The organism is bacterium (assembly GCA_030697645.1).
Lineage (GTDB): Bacteria > Patescibacteriota > Minisyncoccia > Phycocordibacterales > VMGT01 > JAUYPI01.
Map to the genome: position 1 here is coordinate 1 of JAUYPI010000020.1, position 18,611 is coordinate 18,611.

Annotated in this window: 9 protein-coding genes; 5 read left to right on the top strand and 4 right to left on the bottom strand. The window is 55.4% G+C overall.

The genetic code is table 11. From position 1 onward, the window contains the following. Window positions 1-176: 176 nt before the first annotated feature. Window positions 177-1,967, top strand: a complete 1,791-nt coding sequence (gene typA, locus Q8R39_04815) for a translational GTPase TypA (GenBank protein ID MDP3735711.1) — start codon at window positions 177-179, stop codon at window positions 1,965-1,967. Window positions 1,968-2,634: 667 nt separating this feature from the next. Here typA and Q8R39_04820 read toward each other — a convergent pair. From Q8R39_04820 to Q8R39_04830, 3 genes are all read right to left on the bottom strand, one after another. Continuing rightward, window positions 2,635-3,231 (bottom strand): type II toxin-antitoxin system VapC family toxin, encoded by a 597-nt coding sequence (locus Q8R39_04820; GenBank protein ID MDP3735712.1) that lies wholly within the window; start codon window positions 3,229-3,231, stop codon window positions 2,635-2,637. Window positions 3,232-3,279: 48 nt separating this feature from the next. Beyond that, complete coding sequence (locus tag Q8R39_04825) at window positions 3,280-4,821, bottom strand: UDP-N-acetylglucosamine 1-carboxyvinyltransferase (protein ID MDP3735713.1); 1,542 nt, start codon at window positions 4,819-4,821, stop codon at window positions 3,280-3,282. A gap of 341 nt (window positions 4,822-5,162) precedes the next feature. Continuing rightward, window positions 5,163-6,602 carry a L,D-transpeptidase family protein gene (locus tag Q8R39_04830; protein ID MDP3735714.1) on the bottom strand — a complete coding sequence of 480 codons (1,440 nt, stop codon included), beginning with the start codon at window positions 6,600-6,602 and terminating at the stop codon, window positions 5,163-5,165. Window positions 6,603-6,673: 71 nt separating this feature from the next. Between Q8R39_04830 and Q8R39_04835 the strand changes: the two genes are divergently transcribed. From Q8R39_04835 to Q8R39_04845, 3 genes are all read left to right on the top strand, one after another. Then, the gene (locus Q8R39_04835) at window positions 6,674-7,648 is read left to right on the top strand and encodes a peptidoglycan DD-metalloendopeptidase family protein (protein MDP3735715.1); all 975 of its coding nucleotides are present in this window, start codon (window positions 6,674-6,676) and stop codon (window positions 7,646-7,648) included. Between the two features lie 186 nt (window positions 7,649-7,834). Next, complete coding sequence (locus Q8R39_04840) at window positions 7,835-14,656, top strand: alpha-2-macroglobulin family protein (GenBank protein ID MDP3735716.1); 6,822 nt, start codon at window positions 7,835-7,837, stop codon at window positions 14,654-14,656. Window positions 14,657-14,798: 142 nt separating this feature from the next. After that, entirely contained in the window at window positions 14,799-15,524 is a 726-nt protein-coding gene (locus Q8R39_04845) for an alpha/beta hydrolase (protein ID MDP3735717.1), read from the top strand. A 13-nt stretch (window positions 15,525-15,537) separates the two neighbouring features. Here Q8R39_04845 and Q8R39_04850 read toward each other — a convergent pair whose 3' ends face one another. Further along, on the bottom strand, window positions 15,538-17,676 hold the full coding sequence (locus Q8R39_04850; protein ID MDP3735718.1) for a transglycosylase domain-containing protein: 2,139 nt from the start codon (window positions 17,674-17,676) through the stop codon (window positions 15,538-15,540). Window positions 17,677-17,874: 198 nt separating this feature from the next. Here Q8R39_04850 and Q8R39_04855 point away from each other — a divergent pair, with 198 nt between their 5' ends. Further along, window positions 17,875-18,534: a hypothetical protein gene (locus tag Q8R39_04855; protein ID MDP3735719.1), complete on the top strand. Its 660-nt coding sequence runs from the start codon at window positions 17,875-17,877 to the stop codon at window positions 18,532-18,534. The last annotated feature ends 77 nt before the right edge of the window (window positions 18,535-18,611 follow it).

The following is an 18,611-nucleotide window of genomic DNA, read 5'->3' on the forward strand; positions in this document are numbered from 1 at the left end:
TGTGAATTACGAAACTGCCTTTTCGGAGACTCCGCAGGCGCCGAGCTTGGTCCTGTCAAGACCCCGAGCACGGGGCTCTTGACAGGTCGGCGCCGAGGACAGAGCGACCGAGCCGCTGGAGCGAGGGAGCGTGCTCCGAAAAGGCAGTTTCGTAATTCACAGCACTTACATTTTTTATGGAAATCAGAAACATTGCAATTATCGCCCACGTTGACCACGGCAAGACAACCCTCACCGACGCGCTGATGAGGGAGGCTGGTGTTGCCAAGGCGGGCAGCACGATGGATTCAAACGCGCTCGAGCTCGAGCGCGGGATCACCATTTACGCAAAAAATGCCGCGCTCGAATACAGAGGGACGAAGATCAACATCGTGGATACGCCCGGGCACGCGGACTTCGGTTCGGAGGTCGAGCGCGTACTCCGGTCGATTGATTCGGTGCTGCTCGTGGTTGACGCTCAGGAGGGACCGATGCCGCAGACGCGATTCGTCTTGAAGAAGTCGCTTGAGCTCGGGCTCCGACCGATCGTCGTTATCAATAAAATCGACAAGCCAGCGGCAGAGCCCTCTCGCACGGAAGAGCAAGTGCTCGAGTTATTTCTCGAGCTCGGCGCGACGGACGAGCAGGCAGATTTCCCGATCGTCTATACGATCGGGCGCGAGGGTATCGCGAAAAGAGGGCTTGAGGATGAAGCACACGATCTCTCCGCCCTGCTGGATACGATCCTCTCGCATGTGAGGGCGACGCCGGAAGCTGCGGCCGAGAAGCCACTCCGGTTGCAGCCATTTAATCTCGCGTATGACGATTTTCTGGGACGCCTCGCTGTCGCCCGCATTCACGAGGGGAGTGTTGCGGCGGGTGCGCCCGTTTTCATAAAAAAGCCGGGCGGCGAAACGCGTCCGGGAAAAATTAAAAAAATTTTCACCTTCCTAGGTCTCCAGCGCGTGGAAGTGCAGGAGGCGTATGCGGGGGATATTGTGCTTATCGCGGGCATCCCGGATATCGACATCGGGGAAACCGTCGCCGGAGAAGCTGATGCGGAGCCATTGCCGCGCATTGCGGTGGACGAGCCGACGATCGCGCTCGATTTTCTAGTCAACACCTCGCCGTTTGCCGGGCGGGAAGGGAAGTATGTAACGTCGCGGCAGCTCCGTGAGCGCCTTTCTCGCGAGCTTGAAGTGAACGTAGGGCTCAAGGTTGACTTCGGCACGGGCGAAACGTATCGCGTGTCCGGCCGCGGGGAGCTCCACATTGCGATACTCCTCGAGAACATGCGCCGCGAGGGCTACGAGCTCCAAGTCTCGCAGCCGCAGGCAATTGAGCGCGAGGAGAACGGTGTCAGGATGGAGCCGTTCGAGGAGGTGGTGATCGACACGCCGCAGCAGTTTCAGGGAGTGATTATCGATCGGCTCGGTATGCGCGGATTTTTGATGCAGAATGCGGTGTTGCATGACCAGACGCTCCGTCTTTTTTTTGAGGGGCCGACGAGAGGGCTCCTTGGCTACCGGAGCCAGTTCGTGATTGACACCAAAGGCACCGGCATACTCTCCGCGCGGTTTCTTGAATTCCGTCCCTACCGCGGTGAGATCCGTCGGACTACGCGAGGCTCGATGGTATCGATGGCGAGCGGCAAGGCCCTGGGGTTCTCTTTGTGGAATCTTCAAGATCGCGGGACCCTCTATATCTCCCCGGCAACAGAGGTCTACGAGGGCATGGTGATTGGCAACAGCGCAAAAGGCGAGGAAATGTACGTGAATCCAACCAAAGGAAAACAACTCACCAACATGCGCGCTTCGGGTTCGGACGAGGCGATCGTGCTTACGCCGTCCTATGAGATCACGGTCGAGCGAGGCCTTGAAGTGATGGGGGAGGATGAATATCTTGAGATCACACCGAAGAGCGTGCGCCTGCGTAAGCGTGAGTTTGGCAAGTCGGCCCGGACAAAGTCCGCGCCAGGGAGGCGATGAGAAAGATCTCTACAGTGTCGGGTGGGCACGCGGCAGGTTTCTAAAAAATAATCCCACCGAGCAAGAGCTCAGTGGGTGCGGTTGAGGAACGAATGTTCCTTTATGACGCATTGTGAACGGCACAGGTCATCGCAGAGTGGTCCGCTCGCTGTGCCGTCCGGATGGTACGGTCTGTGAATGGTGGGTCACAGATAGTGCTCAGCATATCGTTCCATCGTTTAAAGTGCAAGAAATTTTTTCAGTGAGAGGGGTTTCCGCAGAAGTTTTATATTTCTGTCAAGTTCGCTATGAAGGCGAGTGTTAACAATTCCCCCAAGTGATGTCGCCGAGTGAGGGCTGGACGAGGGTTGTCTTGCGCATGGCATTGCCAGCGCAATTACTGAGACTCCTCGACACGGTGACTCGTTTTTCCGATGTTATCTATACGCTTCCACCGGTGGTTAGAGCTCTCTGCGCCGCGTGTGGCATCGCGCCACACGGTGAGACTGGTGGACCTTTGTGGCCCAAGTCGTAGCCGACTAACGCATATTTTTTTACAGCCGCTCCTTTTAGAGCGGCTGTGGTTTTTTCTGCGACTACAAGTTTACCCAAGCCCGCCAACAAGGCGGATTTTTGCGCCGAGCGTCTCCGCGCGCTCGGCGAGGCTATCAATAGCCACGGTCGTTGCTCATACGACGTCGGTTAGAGCCAGAACGACGAGCTCGCGGACTTGCTTGAATCGCTGATCGTGTGTCACAAGCGGCGTGTTGAAGAGGAGCGCAGTGGCGGCGATAATGCTGTCGCCGAGCCGAAGTCGGTACTCTCGTCGGATATGCGCGGCACTGTCGGCGACTTGAAGATCAACCGGGATCAGGATGCATTGCGCGAGTAATTGCAGGATGAGTTTTTCTTCGCCCGCCCGCAGTGCCGGGGCCGCAAGCAATTCGATTCGCGTGATGGCAGAGATGAATAGTCGATCTCTGGCATTTGCACGTGCCGCGAGGAATGTAGTTGCAGCCTCGTCACCATTGAGGTGATAGATGAGGATATTTGAGTCAACGGTATATGAGCCAAATTTCATGACCGCCCGTCGTTTTTTGATGAGGCGCGTGAGGAACGCACCGTTCCATACATTACTCGTGCGGTGTTCTGATAGGCAAGCGCTCGTATACCGCGCCCGCGCCAAAGTCCCGCAGTCTTTTTTATAACGCGCGCAGCCTCTGATCTGCTCGGAGCGCGCGTAGGTCGTTGTATAGTTTTTAGCGCCGTGGTCATATTGGTACAATAGCGCTGCTTCGCCGTGTTTGCAATCAGCGATCAGCGTAGATTTTTTTTATCTCAGCCCGCCAACAAGGCGGATTTTTGCGCCGAGCGCGCGGAGACGCTCGGCGAGGTCCTCGTAGCCGCGGTTGATACTATAGACATTTTTGAGCACGGATTTGCCTGATGCGCCGAGCATCGCAATGAGGAGAATGGTTGCGGGCCGGAGCGCGGGGGGACAGACGAGCGAAGCGGCGTGGAGTTTCGTTGGTCCGACCACAAAAACGCGGTGCGGGTCGGCGAGAATGACGCGCGCGCCGAGCTTCTCGAGCTCGGTGTAGTAGATCGCGCGGTTTTCGTACACCCAGTCGTGGATGAGGGTGATCCCCTGTGCTTGTGTCGCGATCACGGCAAAAAACGGCAGGTTGTCTATATTGAGTCCCGGGTAGGGTTGAGCGTGGATTTTCTCCGGTGGTGCCGTAAGCGTTGAAGATTCGAGTTTCAAATCAACAAGATCCGTGAGGCCATTTTCGGCCTTGTAGCGCTCTGAGACGCTATAGCCGAGGCCCATGGCTTCGAGCTTGAGGAGTTCGAGCGAGAGGAAGTCGATTGGAGCGCGACGGATCGTGAGCGCGGAGCGCGTAACAGCGGCCGCGGCGATGAAGAACATCGCCTCGGTCGGATCCTCACTCGGCTCGCCAATTGCATCGGTGTTTATGTCGGCGAGGCCGGTAACGGTGAGTGTCGTGGTGCCGACCCCCTCGATCGTGATGCCGAGCGAGCGGAGGAAGCAGCAGAGGTCCTGCACCGCGTAATTTGCCGACACGAAGCGCAACGTGGTTGTTCCCGGGATTCGCGCGGCAGCGATCAGAGCCTGCGCCGTTCCGGTGTCGCTCTGCTCGTAGAGCACGATGTCGGCTGCTTTGAGCGAGCGCGTGCGGACGCGGTACTCTTCTTCCGTCTCCCGTACGTCAATGCCAAGCTTGGCAAGGGCTCGGAGGTGCGGCGAGACGATGCGGGAGCCGAGCTTGCAGCCGCCAGCGGCTGGCAGCGAGAATGTGCGCTCGAAGTGCGCGAGCGCGCCGATGAACATGAGGACGCTGCGTGTTTTCCGGGCCGCGGCGACGTTGATGTTTTTAAGAGCGAAGCGCTTCGGCGGGGTTAGTATAAGATCGGCGCCGTCGCGGCGTACGGCAACGCCGATACTCTCGAGCACCTCTATGATCCGTCCTACCTCTTCGATTTTTGGCATTCGTCGGAGCGTCGTCGTGCCGCGGTTGAGGAGCGAGGCGGCGAGGAGCATCATGGCGGAATTTTTCGCGGTGTTGACCGTGACCGCGCCTTTCAGGCGATACCCTCCTTCAATCTCAAAATTGAGGCTATCGTCCGCGAGCTCGACGACGCTCCTCCCCAGTGCCTCCCCGATGCGCTCGAGCATTGCGATCGTGAGGTTCTGCTCACCTTTCTCGATGCGCGCGATGGCGCTCTGGCTCGTGCCGAGCGCCTCGGCGAGCGCTTCCTGCGTGAGTCCGCGCCGTTCCCTGAGCTCCGCGACGAGCGCGCCGATCCGCGTCGTACGAGATTTTTTTCGCGCGATAACCATGCCACATATCATATGTGATATGTCTCGCGCCGCGCAAGCGTGAGCGCTGTGAATACGAAAAATTCACGCGTGCGTCAAGGGCGGTACAACGCGCCACACTTTTTTTCGATGCGCCAGTTCCGCGCGTGCGAAGTGGCCCGTAGAGTGTCGGAGTAGGCAAAAAAGCAGCAATTCCACATGATCCAAAATAGCCTTATTTAGAGCCATATTGGAATTTAGCTTTCGTAAACTATTTTTTAAGGAAGGATAGGGCTCTATTCAAGGCTCGTTTTTGATTTTGTTGGGGGAACGGCTGGTAAAAAGCTTTTTTTCTAGGACGTACACGTTTGAGCATTGTTGTGAAAATTACCCCTCTAATCACCCAATGAAAAGCTGTCCTTTACGTATCGCAATAGCATTTTTGCATCATTCTTCGCGTCGTCTGACCCAAGAACAATGATTGCAACGGGGCGTTTTTGGTTGTCAATTTCTATTTCAAAAACCGCGAGCATGCCGTGAGAGGCCGAAGAGCTTAACCCAGTCTTGCCGCCAACCATGCCCTCTACCCCCGATATTTGATTGAGATTCTGAAGAGTATCATACGTCGATGGACCATACACGGTACGATTCTCGTTGCCCATGCTCATATGTAAAATAAAACTGCGATTGTAGTAAAGGTATTTAGCAAGGTGAAACAAGTCCTCCGCGGTAGATATATTTGCGGCCAGCACTCCGGAAGTATCTACGAAATTGGAGTCGCTCATCCCGAGTGCTTCCGATTTTGTATTCATCAGTTTTATAAATTGATCTTTGCCCACAGGAGCGGTTACGGCGACCGCCGCTTCATTAGAAGATTCTACAAGCAGGAGCGACAATAAATCGAGGACGGAAACGCGATCATCTTCTTTGAGACGCGGAATACTGGTCGAAGCCAGCATTGAAGAATCTACGGTTACTTCTCGTTCCACATTTATATATTCAACCGCAACCAGCGCGGACATGAGTTTTGTGATTGACGCAATGGGACGTTTCTCGCGAGGCTTATTTTCTGTAAAGACAAAATTATTTTCTAAATCTGCCGCAAGGTACACGACACTACCCGGCAGCAGGTTTTTGTTTTTGTATGTGGGAGCTTTTTTGTCGCCGTTAAAAGATTCTTCAAACACCAGCACCGGAGTGTCTCTGTCGGCAAGGCGGTATAGTTCTTCCGCATCGGTAAGCGAAACCCGAATACAGCCGCCAGAGTATGTCGCGGGTGTTGGTGAACCGTCAGGATAGTGCGTGGGGCCGTGAATAAAAAAGTTGCCTTGAAACTGCATACTCCACGGCATAAACACGCGGCCGAAAGAAGAAAAATGATTTTTTTCTTTTGAGCTGATTTTATACAGTCCCGCTGGCGTTTGCCACCAGGAACCATCTCGTCCCTTCGTTTGTATTGGCGCCTCTTTCAAGAGTTCTCCATTCCTATACAGTCGAATGATCATCGCGGAAAGATCGGCTTCTATGAAACTCGTGCCTTGAGAAATAAATTCTTCCTTGGTTTTCTGAAAGAAATGAGCGTTTTGCAAAGCCGGCCAACTACCATAAACAAGATCGATTTTTTCACCTTCGCTGCCTTGAAGCATAATCGTGGAACCATTGTCCGTATTCGCATAGAGAAAAATTGAAACACCGACAACGAACATCAAAAAAGCCAGAAGAGGATAGGAGATTATCGTTGGGATATGCCTATGAATAAAATGAACGTGCACCACGTCATTTTCCCTGGTCTCTGATTCTTCAAATTCTTTTTTTGTTTCGTCGCTAAACGTCATAGAGAAATACTAGCGCAAAAAAGCAAGTCGTACAAAAAATTGTCGATCGGCGCTCATGTACATACTGTCATATGAATCCGCTATCGTATAAGAGACGTTGTACCTTTAAGGTCGTGGTCCCTCTATTTTTGGTTTTTCTTGCCGTAGGTGCCGATCCCAAAACCACTAACGCTCTGAGCCACGAAACGTCTGCATCAGAGCCCGCGCCTGTAACCATAACCGATGACGAGATCGATGGTTTTCTTTTTCGCGTTAACGAAGACGTACGAAACAAGGTTATGGTACTCGGTGGCGAACCTGTCGAACAGCTACCCGTTCCGATATTGTTCGGGATTCCGATCGGTGGTTTTACCGATACGTGGGGAGAGACGCAGACAGGCGGCCGAGTCCATGCCGGAATCGACATTATGGCTGATCGAGGTGCGTTGGTGGTTTCGCCAACTGACGCGGTAGTGACAAAAATTGGATACGACAACCGTGGGGGAAACTTTGTGGTCACGGCCAACCCGGGCGGCGAGCAGTTTTATTTTGCACACTTGGATCGCGCCGCAGAAAATCTATCCGTCGGCGATGTTCTTACACGGGGAGATCTTATCGGCTATGTTGGAAATACCGGTAACGCACGCTCTACAGCACCACATCTGCATCTGGGAATTTATTATAAAGGGATTGCGCGTAATCCCTTCCAGCGCCTTATTCGCGAATTTTCTATAGAAGAAAGGCTGGCTTCTGTGGAACACATTTTAACTGAAAACAAAATTATTCTTGGCGAGCATAACGGTGGCGTGCGTTTTTTACAGAGATTCTTAATACAGAACGGCACTGGTCCCCGTGCAACAGCTTTAGCGAAAATTGGCGCTACCGGTTACTTTGGCCCATTCACAAAAAACGCACTCGTCGAATACCAGAAAACGGCCAGTATTGTCCCCGCCTCCGGATATTTTGGACTTGTGACGAGAACACACATAGTAACTAAACTTTTGGTGAACATTAATGCAGAAGACAAAACAGGGGCATCGAACAAACTCCAGCTTTTTGATTTGTAACAAAGTTTCCCGAGACACGGCGCAATCTGCGTACAACCCCCTGCGCTCTTGGCGTATCGTAGTTCACGCGCGTGTCAAGAGTCCGGCCCGGCCTTGAGAGCGCGCGCGGGAGTTGTGTGTTGTGCACATAGCAGCCGTGTTTGTGCGGACAGGCACCTGCTACAATGTAGAGCAGTGAACGAGGAAATGAATAACAATTTCCTGGCGCCCGGGAGAGCACGGGCAGGGCTGCTTTGGTGCCTGCGACTGCTCCGTGGCCCACATGCCATTCGGGCCCTCTTCGTACTGGCGGCGCTTATCATTATTGCTAGTGCCGGCTATTTTCTCCTCGGTGACTTTGGGCGTCGAGGAGAGAGGCCCCGCGCCTACAGCGCGCCGTTCTCGCTCGTGCCGGACAAAATTTCGCAGAGCGCGGCGATTGCGATCTCGCTCCCGAAGGGCGTCACGATCGCGCTGGCCGAGGCGAGCGAGCGCATCAGTTTTGAGCCCGATATAGCCGGCACCTGGCTCACTCCGGAGGATAGCGCGGGAGAGAACGAGCGGCTCGTTTTCGCGCCACGGGAGCCCCTCAAGCTCGGGCTCTATTATGCGGTCAGCGTGAACACGGGAGCCGAGACCTTGCGACATGATTTTCTTGTAGACGAGGACCCCGCGATCGTGGCGGTATTTCCGGCGGCAGGTTCCGAGGCGCCGGAAACTACTTCGGTCACCGTCATTTTCAACCGACCAATGGTCCCGCTCACCACTCTCGAGACGCTCGATACTGCAGACATTCCCGTTGAAATTGTGCCGGGAACGCCGGGGAAGTTCAAATGGATCACCACACGAAACCTCCAGTTTATACCGGAAACGCGACTCATGCGCTCCGCGAATTATACGGTGCGCGTGAAGCAGGGGCTGGTATCCATGGACGGTTTGCCGGTCGCGGGCACGGAGCAGAAGTTTACGACGCGCCATCTTCGCTACGAGCAGATGGACAGTGGGCAGCACGGATTTGCCGAGCCGGTGCGAATCCGGTTCAACCAGCCGGTTGACATTGAGAAGACGCGCGCGCGAATTTCCGTAACCAAAATCGAGAAATCGGCTCTACCGGTCGCGGGGCAATCCGATAAGGTGCCCGCGGTCACTCCCGGGACGATGCTCCAGGCGCCGCTTCCGTTCATAGTCACCTATGGAGAGCGGAGCGTGTATAACGATGAGACCGAAAAATCAGAGGCATTTTTGGACACGTCGGTGCTTGAGATATATAACAGCGAGGATCGGTTCGGGCGCGAAGGACTTTGGGATTTCGACACCTCATATAGCATTTCGGTGAGCGGCGCATACCCAATCGACGGCGATGTGACACTCTCCGAGGCACGCCAGAGCAGTATATTTATTCCCGAGGTGATCACGTCGCTGTCTGCAGAATCCGACCGCAGCACGTTTGTCGAGCCGAACCTTTTTGACCCCGAGGGCACCCTCATTGTCGAGTTCGCGGAGGTAATAGATAAAGAGGCGAGCACGATCAAGGCGGAAGGGTTGCTCCGCGCGGAGTACGGCGAGACGTGCGCGGCAGATGAGGTCGGCAGGGCATATTATGGGAACGAATGCAAAAAAGTTCCCGACAAGAGCTCTCTCGTACTTCATTTCGACCCCCGGGCGTTTGGCCGCGGCGAGTCGGTGCCCGTTCGTTTCGAGAAGATTGTTAACGGTGACGGCTTACTGCTGAACGCGTCGCCGATCCAAAAAACGATAACGACGTATCCCAGCCTCGTTATCTACAAGATGACGCCGCAGGATGGCGCCGCTCGCGCCGCGCTCACTGAGCTTGTCGTGTGCACGTCGAATCCCCTCGCGCCGGCCACTGAAGAAAATTTTGCCGAGCGACTGCAGAGTAATTTTACCGTCGGGCTCTGGAATTGGCAGGCTCCCTGGCGTGTGGGAATCGCCGACAGCCGTGCTCCGTGTGCTCCCGGGCAGTTCGTTAACACAATCCGCTACGGCCTCGTGCCGGAGTATCCCTATCGATTTACGCTGAAACTTATCGACGATTTCGGCGAAGTCGCAAGCACCGCGCTCGCTTTCACGAGCGGCTCGATCGAGCGCACGGCGCGCAAATTTTTCCATCTCAACAGAATGTATAATGCGACCTCGCCGGAGAAAACGAAATTCACCTACGCAGTGGAGAACCTCGAATACATGGACCTCTCTATCTGCGAGGTATCTGCACAGACGATGCTCCGCTACAGCGAGGGTCGTCCGGAAGCGACGGTCACCCCCTCCTCGCTCCCATGCCTCACGAGTGAGACGCACCGCGTGGAGTTGCCGAGGCAGTATTGGACGCGCAATTTTTTTCAGATTGACCTCGCACACTACATCCCGGACGCGCGTGCTCGCGATCACTCACGGCTCGGACACTTCGTGCTCACGCTGAGCCACCCTGAGTATCGGCGGCTTGAGTGGGTGTACGAGAGCGCCAAGGGGCGGTATAAGGATACGCCCCGGGAGCAGATTTTTGAGCGCACGTTTGTGACCGTCACAAACCTCGCGGTTGCGGAGAAAAAAGTGAACCGTCCCATAAACCGCTATGCGACAGACCCGCACAAAGACCTCACTGATGCGGCGCTCACCGGAGACCAAAATCTCTACTGGGTGAGCACGTTTGGAGCGCTTGCGCCGAAGACAGGCGCGAAGGTTGTGCTCTATACCCTCAACGAGGGTGTGCTCCGTGAAGTTGCGAGGGCGGAGACCGACGGCACGGGTGTCGCACGAGCTCCTGCCGTCGTGAACCTCTTTGGTGCCGTGGTGAGCGCCGGGAGCGACAGCGCCATCGTCACCGAACACACTGACCGGCTCGCGTGGGCGTCCTCGGCGGTTTCGTCCGATAGGACATACATCTATACTGATCGGCCGATCTATAGGCCGGGCCAGGAGGTGTTTATAAAAGGAATCTACCGCGAAGGATACGACACAGACTACAGAATCCCCATTGGTAAGAAAAGCACGATCGCTGTCCGCAACGCTCGCCGCGAGACCGTCCTCGAGACGGAAGTCGAGCTTAATGAGTTCGGTACGTTCACCGCCCCCCTGCGGCTGCCCGCGGATGCTGCCCTGGGTACCTACTCAATCGGGGCGTTCGGCGGCTGGGCAGTGTTTGACGTTGAAGAATATGTGTCTGCCGCGTTCAAGATCGAAATGCGCACAGACAAGGAGGAGTATATCGCAGGCGAGAGCATGCGCCTTGCGGTTGATGCGGACTATTACTTTGGCGTGCCGCTTGAGGAGGGGAGCGCGGTCTCATACACTCTGACGAGCCAGTCTTACTTTTTTGACCGATACAAGGGGCGCGATTTTGACTTTGGCAGCAGCTGGTATTACGACTACGATGGCGGCTATGGAGACCGGTTTGTACTCCGCGGCTCGACGGTGATGAATCAAAAGGGCGAAGCTCTGATAGAGCACCTGCTCAATTTCGACGAACTTTTCAAGGAAGAAGCGCGGAAACAAAGTAAAATTTTCGTGGTAAACGTGACGGTGAAAAATCGCAATGGGCAGTCTGTCTCGGCGCAGAAGTCGTTTATCGTGCATCGCGGCGAGTTCTACCTTGACGTCCGCGCCGAGCCGCGCTTTGTCGGCGTGGGCGATTCGGCAGAGCTCGGAGTTAAGTCGGTGGATACAGCGGGCAAAGATGTCTCAGTGCGTGACGGCGTGATCGAGGTGAAGAAAATTACCTGGGAGAGTTTCAGGCGGCGTGAGGTGGACGGTGGCTATTACTACCGATCGGAGAAAAAGGAAGAAGTGATCCGTGAGATACCATTTCGTACTGGTCGCGATGGGGTATTTGCGGGAGCGGTGACTCTTGAGAGAGAAGGGCAGTATGAAATTGTCGCGAGGGCGCTCGATGATCGCACCAACCGCGTCGAGGCAATCGAGAGCGTCTATGTCCACGGACCGCGCGCCGTTTCCGTGCGGCCGACGAACAACGAGACGCTCGACCTTGCGGTCGAGACGGATACGCTCGATGTCGGCGGCGTCGGGCGCTTCACGATCGAGTCGCCCTATCCGCGGGCAAAAGCACTCGTTGCGCTTGAGCGCGGAAAAATTTTCACCTACGAGGTGATTGACGTTGATCGTAATTTTCTCGAGTATACGTTCCCGGTCAAGGACGAGTACGTGCCGAATATCTACGCAACGGTTCTGCTCCTTTCGCCGGATCCGGCAATAAAGTATGGCCAAGTGAATTTCAAGGTGAACACGACGGAGCGGGAACTCGACATCGAGGTGACCCCTGACAAGCGCACCTATCTTCCCGGGGAGGAGGTCGCACTCTCAATTGCGGCTCGCGACAGGCACGGCCGGCCAGTTGCCGCTGAGCTCTCGGTTGCCGTTGCGGACCTCTCGGTCCTGGCGCTCAAGGGCAATCCAAAGAAAAATCCCGTGGCGTTTTTCTACGCAGGTTCGCCCCTTGCGGTCGTCACATCGTCGAACGTGAAAAATATTCTTGAAGAGAAAGAGGTGCCGAGCGGCACCAAAGGCGGTGGAGGCGGCGACCCCAAGGACCTCGCGCGTCGCAAGCGCGGCGTCTTCAAAGATACGGCGCTCTGGGAAGGAATGGTGCGAACGGATGCATCCGGGAGAGCGAGTGTTCGCTTCACGCTTCCGGACAACCTGACGGCCTGGCAGATTGAGGGCCTCGGTCTGACGCGGGAGAGTGCGTTCGGCGTTGATTACGAGGAGATTACGGCACGGAAGGAACTCATGGTAGTGCCGCTCCAGCCCCGCTTTATCATCCCGGGTGATAGGTTCACGATCGGCGCGCAGGTATTTAACCAGACGACCGCAGACCAAGCGCTCGATGTCACCCTCGTCTCACCGACGCTCGAATTTCCGGGGAAACAGGAACTCTCCACCCATATCCGCCGCTCTGAATCGGCGACATTCTATTTTCCTGTCCGTGCGCCGCAGACTGTGCAGGATGGGAAGCATACGTTCACCCTCTCGGCACACAATCGCTCGTATGAAGATACGGTCGAGCAATCGATTCCGATTACGCGCAATGATACCTATGAGGCGGTCGCGACGGCTCACTTCACTCGCGAGGCGAGCGCGCGTGAGTACGTCTACCTGCCGGAGAATATCGAGCGGGATCGCGGCGGCGTCGGCGTCAGCGTCTCGGGTACGCTTGCGGTGTTCCTCTCGGATGCACTCAACTATCTTGCCTCCTACCCCTACGGTTGCAGCGAGCAGATCGCGAGCAAACTCTCCTCGGTCGCCGTCCTCAAGCGCGGGCTTAATCTTGAGAATGTGGGGGATGCATTTACGCCGAAACCGATTGTCTTTGACGGTCGCGAATACACGATAGACGAAGTGGTCGCGATCGGCCTCGCGCGCATGTATGAAAACCAGGCCGCTTCGGGCGGATTCACCTATTATGCGACCACAGAGCCGAGTTTCCACCTCACACTCTACGTGGTCAATACGCTCGTTGAGCTCGAGGCGGCGGGGTACACCATTAATCAGAATGTGCTCACCCGTGCGGCGCGATACCTACACACCACTCTGGTCCAAACTCCTGATTTGAGCACGAACAAAGATACGATCATTCTCGCCAGCTACACCATTCTGCGCGTGCCGGGATCCGGTTTGTCTCGCGAGAAGGCTGATCTCGAGGCCCGTATTCAAAAAATCGTCGAAGACAAGCAGTATATTCGTGAGCACATAAACAACACCTCGCTCACGCACCTCGCGATGATTCTCTCACGTCCGTACCCAGCAGAGATCTCGATTGCGAGTAGCCGAAAAGACGAAGTGTATAAGACTCTCGAGAATCGCATTGACATTGACGCGCGCGGCGCGTTTCTCAGCGTGCACCAGGGCAGGCTTCTGTGGGAGTACTATGAGACGCCGATTAAAGACACGGCGCTTCTCCTCAAAGCCCTGGTTGCGGACCGTCAGGAATCGCCCGTCGTGGACAAAGTGCTCCGCTGGCTCCTCAAGAGCCGCGCTAAAGACGGCGCCTGGGGGTCAACGAACAACACCGCCGCCGTCGTTGATGCGATGACCGATTTTCTTTCATGGAAGCGGGAGACGGAGTCGGATTTTGAGCTAAAACTCTCACGGGGCACTGATGCGGTGCAGACGTTTGATTTTGGCCCGGAGACGATACTCAAGACATTTTCCGCGTTTTTGCCGGTGGCCGATTTCACCCCGGGCACAATCGAAACGCTCAATTTTGACAAAAAGAATCGCACGACGACCGCGCCGAATACGTTTTACTATGACATGTCGCTTAAATATTATCTGCCGATTGACACGATTCCGCCGCGGGATGAGGGTTTTACGATTGAGCGTGAATTGTATCGGCTCGATGACCAAGAGATGGAGGAGCCGGTGGCCGAAGGGAAAGTGGGAGACGTGCTCCGCGGGCGACTCACGGTTACCGTTTCAAAACCGAGAAATTTTGTAGCGGTGGAGGACTTTATTCCCGCCGGCACCGAGCTCGTGAACCTCAAGCTCGCGACTGAGGACCAGTCGCTCGCGGACGAGCGAGCGGGGAGCCGCGGGCATGATAGCGGCTATGACTATTATGAAGGGGGTGAGTATTACGACGGAGGCGAGTATTACGATGGCGGCCGCGGTGCTCTCGACCATCCGTTTTCGACTGAGGTGCGTGCGAAAAACGATCGCGGCCCCTTTGCTCTATTGCGCACCATTGTCCGTTCACTCTCGCCGCAGCTCTTTGTGGCGTCGGTGCCGAACCGTCGCAAACTCGAAGCGCTCGAGGACGAAGCATATAGCCAGAAAGTCGCACGGCATCGCGTCCTTCGTCCTGACGCCGAGGAACTCCATGACGATCGGATTTTCCTGTTCACGGAAGCACTCGCCCCTGGCGTGTACACCTATGATTATTTCCTTCGCGCGCTCATTCCAGGCACCTACCACCACCTGCCCGCCATCGTGAGTGAGATGTACTATCCTGAAAACTTCGGCAGGACGCGAGGAGAGTATTTCCGCGTCGTCGAGTAAAAATGTGCGTAGATTTCGAAAGGGTCGAGCGTGTTCTGTCGGGCGGTACCGCGCAAATTTTATGGGCGTTCAATCATTACGATACATACTCCGTAGAGTATTTATTTATGGAGCGCTGATATATATCGGGCTAGGAATAATATTGTCTCTCTTTCAAAATCGATATATCTATTACCCCCCAAAGGGGCAAAAGTTTGAAGCATGCCCCGCGTTTCGTACCGCCGAGCAGGTGCATGTGCAGGGGACACGATTCTATTACAAGAAGCACTCTGATACCCTTGTCGTTTTTTACCACGGTAATGCCGGTTCGGCGTGCGATCGGGCGTTTCTTGCGGGCCTTTTTGAGCGTCTCGGCCTTTCGTATCTATTCGTAGAATACACTGGCTACGGAGGCGACGGATTGCGACCAAGCACCGGCCGACTATTCGCTGACGTGGTGCATGTGAACGAGTTTCTCCGACCGCTTGATTATAAGGTGCTCATTCTCGCCGGGGAGAGTATTGGCACCGGTGCCGCGCAATATCACACGACACTTACACGGGCGGATAAACTGCTGCTCGTAGCACCCTTTCCAACGCTTGCTCGTGTCGCGCGGCGTCACTTTCCGTTTGCCATCTATCCAGTTTCGCTGCTTTTGCAAAAAGATTTCGATAATCCTTCGTGGCTTTCGAAGTTCAAGGGTGAACTCATGATTATTCACGGCAGTAAAGACACGGTTATTCCGATCGCACTCGGCAGAAAACTTTTTGATGCTGCGTCAGCGGCGAGGGGGGAGTTTGTTGAGATTGAGAACGCGGGGCATAACGATATCTATGACAATCACACAACGGAAGAACGCATGGAAAAATTTTTACGTATCGAAGGATAAAATATGCGTGCGGCTACTCGAGCATTATTGTTATGTAGATCGTCTCTGTAACGGAAGCGCTTGTTGCGCTGATTGTGTAGGTGCCCGGCGCGATCGGGGTCCAGGGGAATGCTCTCCCGTTCCCGATATACACCCCATTTACCCGCCATTCCACCGCTTCTCGGGCTTCAAGCGGCACGGTCATGCCGGGCTCAAAGAGGAGCACATCACGATCGTGCGGGTGAGTGATGAACGTCGCGTCGTCTCGGAGGAGCAGCATGCGCGTCTCTTCGTAGTTGTCGCCTGGTAGACCGTAGGCGACACCCTCATCGGTCGACCTGAATTCCTGCAACCCGTCGAAGTCGAATGACGTGTTGCGATTGTATGCTGAAGTTAGCATGATTTCCATCGCGTCGTGCCAGATGCGTCCGGCACCGGACTGGCCGGAGACGTGCGGCATAGGGGTATTGTCGTGATTGCCTATCCAGACGCCGACGAGGAAATCAGGGGTGTAGCCGATAGTCCAGCTGTCGTGGTAATCCCGCGACGTGCCAGTCTTGAGCGCGTAGTGCTCCGTGGGCAAATTGAGGAAGCTCTTGATGCCGAATTGCTCGACGCCGGTCGCACGGTCCGAAAGTATGCGGTTCAGGAGCGCAACGTACGGCGTGTCTGCCACGCGTTTTTCCTGCACAAACTCCCGCTCCATCGGCGGCGTTGTGATCGACACTAATTTATTATCATCCGTATCGCGGGAGATGATGAGCGGCTTCAGTATGCCGCTGTGCGCGAAGAGCGTATAGTAGTGCGAGAGCGTGAGGAGGTCCATCTCGAGCCCGCCGAGGGCGATGCCGAGCGAGTATGACTCGAGGGGCTGGAGTGGCTTGAATCGAAGGGTCTCGGTGAGGAAATCGTAGAAGAGAGGCAGACCGACGTACTCGAGCACTTTGACGCTCGGCACGTTGAGGCTCTCTGACAGGGCGGCATGAAGCGTCACGTCTCCTCGGTAGCGGCCGTCGTAATTTTTCGGATAAAACTCGAATCCCGTTCCGATTTCGTATTTATACTCCCGATCCTCGACGAGCGTATACGGCCGTGCGCCTTTTTCGAGGGCCTTGAGGTAGAACAGGGGTTTTGCCGTGGAGCCGATGGGGCGCGGTTCAAGCGCCATATTTATCTGCGCGCCGGGGATGGCGGCGCGTGGGTACGGAGAACCGACGATTGCGAGCAATTCGTTTTCCGGAAGTTTGATGACGACGATCGCCCCATTTTTTGCGCCTTCAAACTGACTCGAGAGTAGATGTTCGCGAAGCAGTGCCCGGAGGCGCTCGGTGAGTGCACCCTCGAGCGTGAGAGTGCAGAGTTTGGTGCAGCGAGCGCCAAACGCGCTCGCTTCAAACGCTGTATCTCGCTCGTACGCGCGCTCTTGCTTGAGTGGGAGGCGCGGACTCCGCGCGCTCTCGCCGTTTTTTGTCGTAAATGTTTTTCCCGCGCGAGCGAGGAGCGTCGCCGCGGCGCGCTCATTTTCGATCGTACCGGGATACCGGATACTCGGTTTCCCAATGGCGGCGACGAGCGTCGCAGCTTCTTCGCTCGAGAGCGCCGCGGCGGCTCGGCCGAAGTAATACCTGCTTGCTTCCTCAACTCCCTGCGCCTGGTTGCCGAAATACGCGCTGTTCACATACATCGCGAGAATTGTTTTTTTGGACGACCAGAGCTCGAGCGAGAGAGCGTAGAGCGCCTCGAGCGCTTTGTGCATGAGCGTGCGTTTGTTCTCGGTCTTGAGGAGCACTTTGACGAGCTGCTGGGTGAGCGTGCTCGAGCCGTAGCGTTTTCCGGAGTGTACGAGCGCGAGCGCGTCGCGCGCGATGCTCGCGGGGTTCGCGCCGACGTGGTAGTAGAAAAGGCGATCCTCTTTTTTGAGAAGGAGTTGTCTAAAGTTTTCCGGCGGCGTCTCAATCGGCTGCATATAGTAGCCGCTCTCGTTCGGCGAGAGCTTGATGAGTACCCCGGCGCGATCGAGTATCCGCGGTGATTCGAGTTTTTGATACCGTGCGCGGAGATTACCGGCGAGCACGAACGTCACGATGATCACAGCGCAGGCACCACAAGCACAGACGGTGTATAGTTTTGTTGTTCTTAGACGTTGCAGTGCGCGTTGAAAAAGTACGTTCATGCCATGAGCGTATCACGGCATAGCACATGACCGCATCGTTTTTCGTGCACGCGCTGGTGCTGTGGATACGAAACAATGACGCACGTGTCAAGAGTTTCGCAACGGAATACGTCTTTATTTATTGCAGCTGAGGGTTTATTATAGAGGACCAAGGTCGAAAGCTTAAAAAATTACGCTAAAAATTACGCTATAGAATTTATGAACACTCCAAATTCAATGATCGTGCCGGTTGTGGTTGCTCTGATACTCGGCGGGATTGGCGGCTATTTTGCCGCAAGCAGCATGGGCGAAAGCGTCGCGGAGAAAGAGGGAACATCGTCTGAGGTGGCGATGCCTGAGCCGAGCGCAAATACCGCAGCGGTCAATACCGCTCTGGCCGGGACGGACGAGTGGAAAATACAAAACGCCATGAGCGCGGCGCCAGAGGCGATCTCAAAGGACGCGACCGTCCTCGACTGGCCAGCCAAGGAGGGCGATCAGCTTCGACCGCTTCGCGCAGGGACGAATACATGGACGTGTACCCCCGACATGCCTACCTCGCCCGGCAATGATCCGTTTTGCGGCGACGAGATGTCTATGCAGTGGTTTGGCGCGTATATGAGCAAGAAAACGCCGAAAATAGCGCAGGCAGGCATCGGCTACATGCTCCAGGGCGGCTCGGACGCCTCAAACACCGATCCATTCGCCGTGGCGCCGAAAGAGGGAGAACAATGGTTGTCAGCGCCGCCGCACATCATGATCTTCCCAGTCTCGAAGCTCGATATGAAAGTATATGGCACTGATCCGATGTCAGGGAAACCGTGGATCATGTGGGCAGGAACGCCCTACGAGCACCTCATGGTTCCGGTTCAGCAATAACCTCTGATTTTTGTAGCACAGAACCCCCCGCAACGAATTCATTGCGGGGGTTTTGTCATGGTTCCTCCAAACGAAAC

Excerpts from the sequence above, each read along its gene's own strand:
- Q8R39_04835 (MDP3735715.1), top strand. The coding sequence starts at position 6,674 with ATGAATCCGCTATCGTATAAGAGACGTTGTACCTTTAAGGTCGTGGTC.
- typA (MDP3735711.1), top strand. The coding sequence starts at position 177 with ATGGAAATCAGAAACATTGCAATTATCGCCCACGTTGACCACGGCAAG.
- Q8R39_04825 (MDP3735713.1), bottom strand. The coding sequence starts at position 4,821 with ATGATATGTGGCATGGTTATCGCGCGAAAAAAATCTCGTACGACGCGG.
- Q8R39_04855 (MDP3735719.1), top strand. The coding sequence starts at position 17,875 with ATGAACACTCCAAATTCAATGATCGTGCCGGTTGTGGTTGCTCTGATA.
- Q8R39_04830 (MDP3735714.1), bottom strand. The coding sequence starts at position 6,602 with ATGACGTTTAGCGACGAAACAAAAAAAGAATTTGAAGAATCAGAGACC.
- Q8R39_04840 (MDP3735716.1), top strand. The coding sequence starts at position 7,835 with ATGAATAACAATTTCCTGGCGCCCGGGAGAGCACGGGCAGGGCTGCTT.
- Q8R39_04850 (MDP3735718.1), bottom strand. The coding sequence starts at position 17,676 with ATGAACGTACTTTTTCAACGCGCACTGCAACGTCTAAGAACAACAAAA.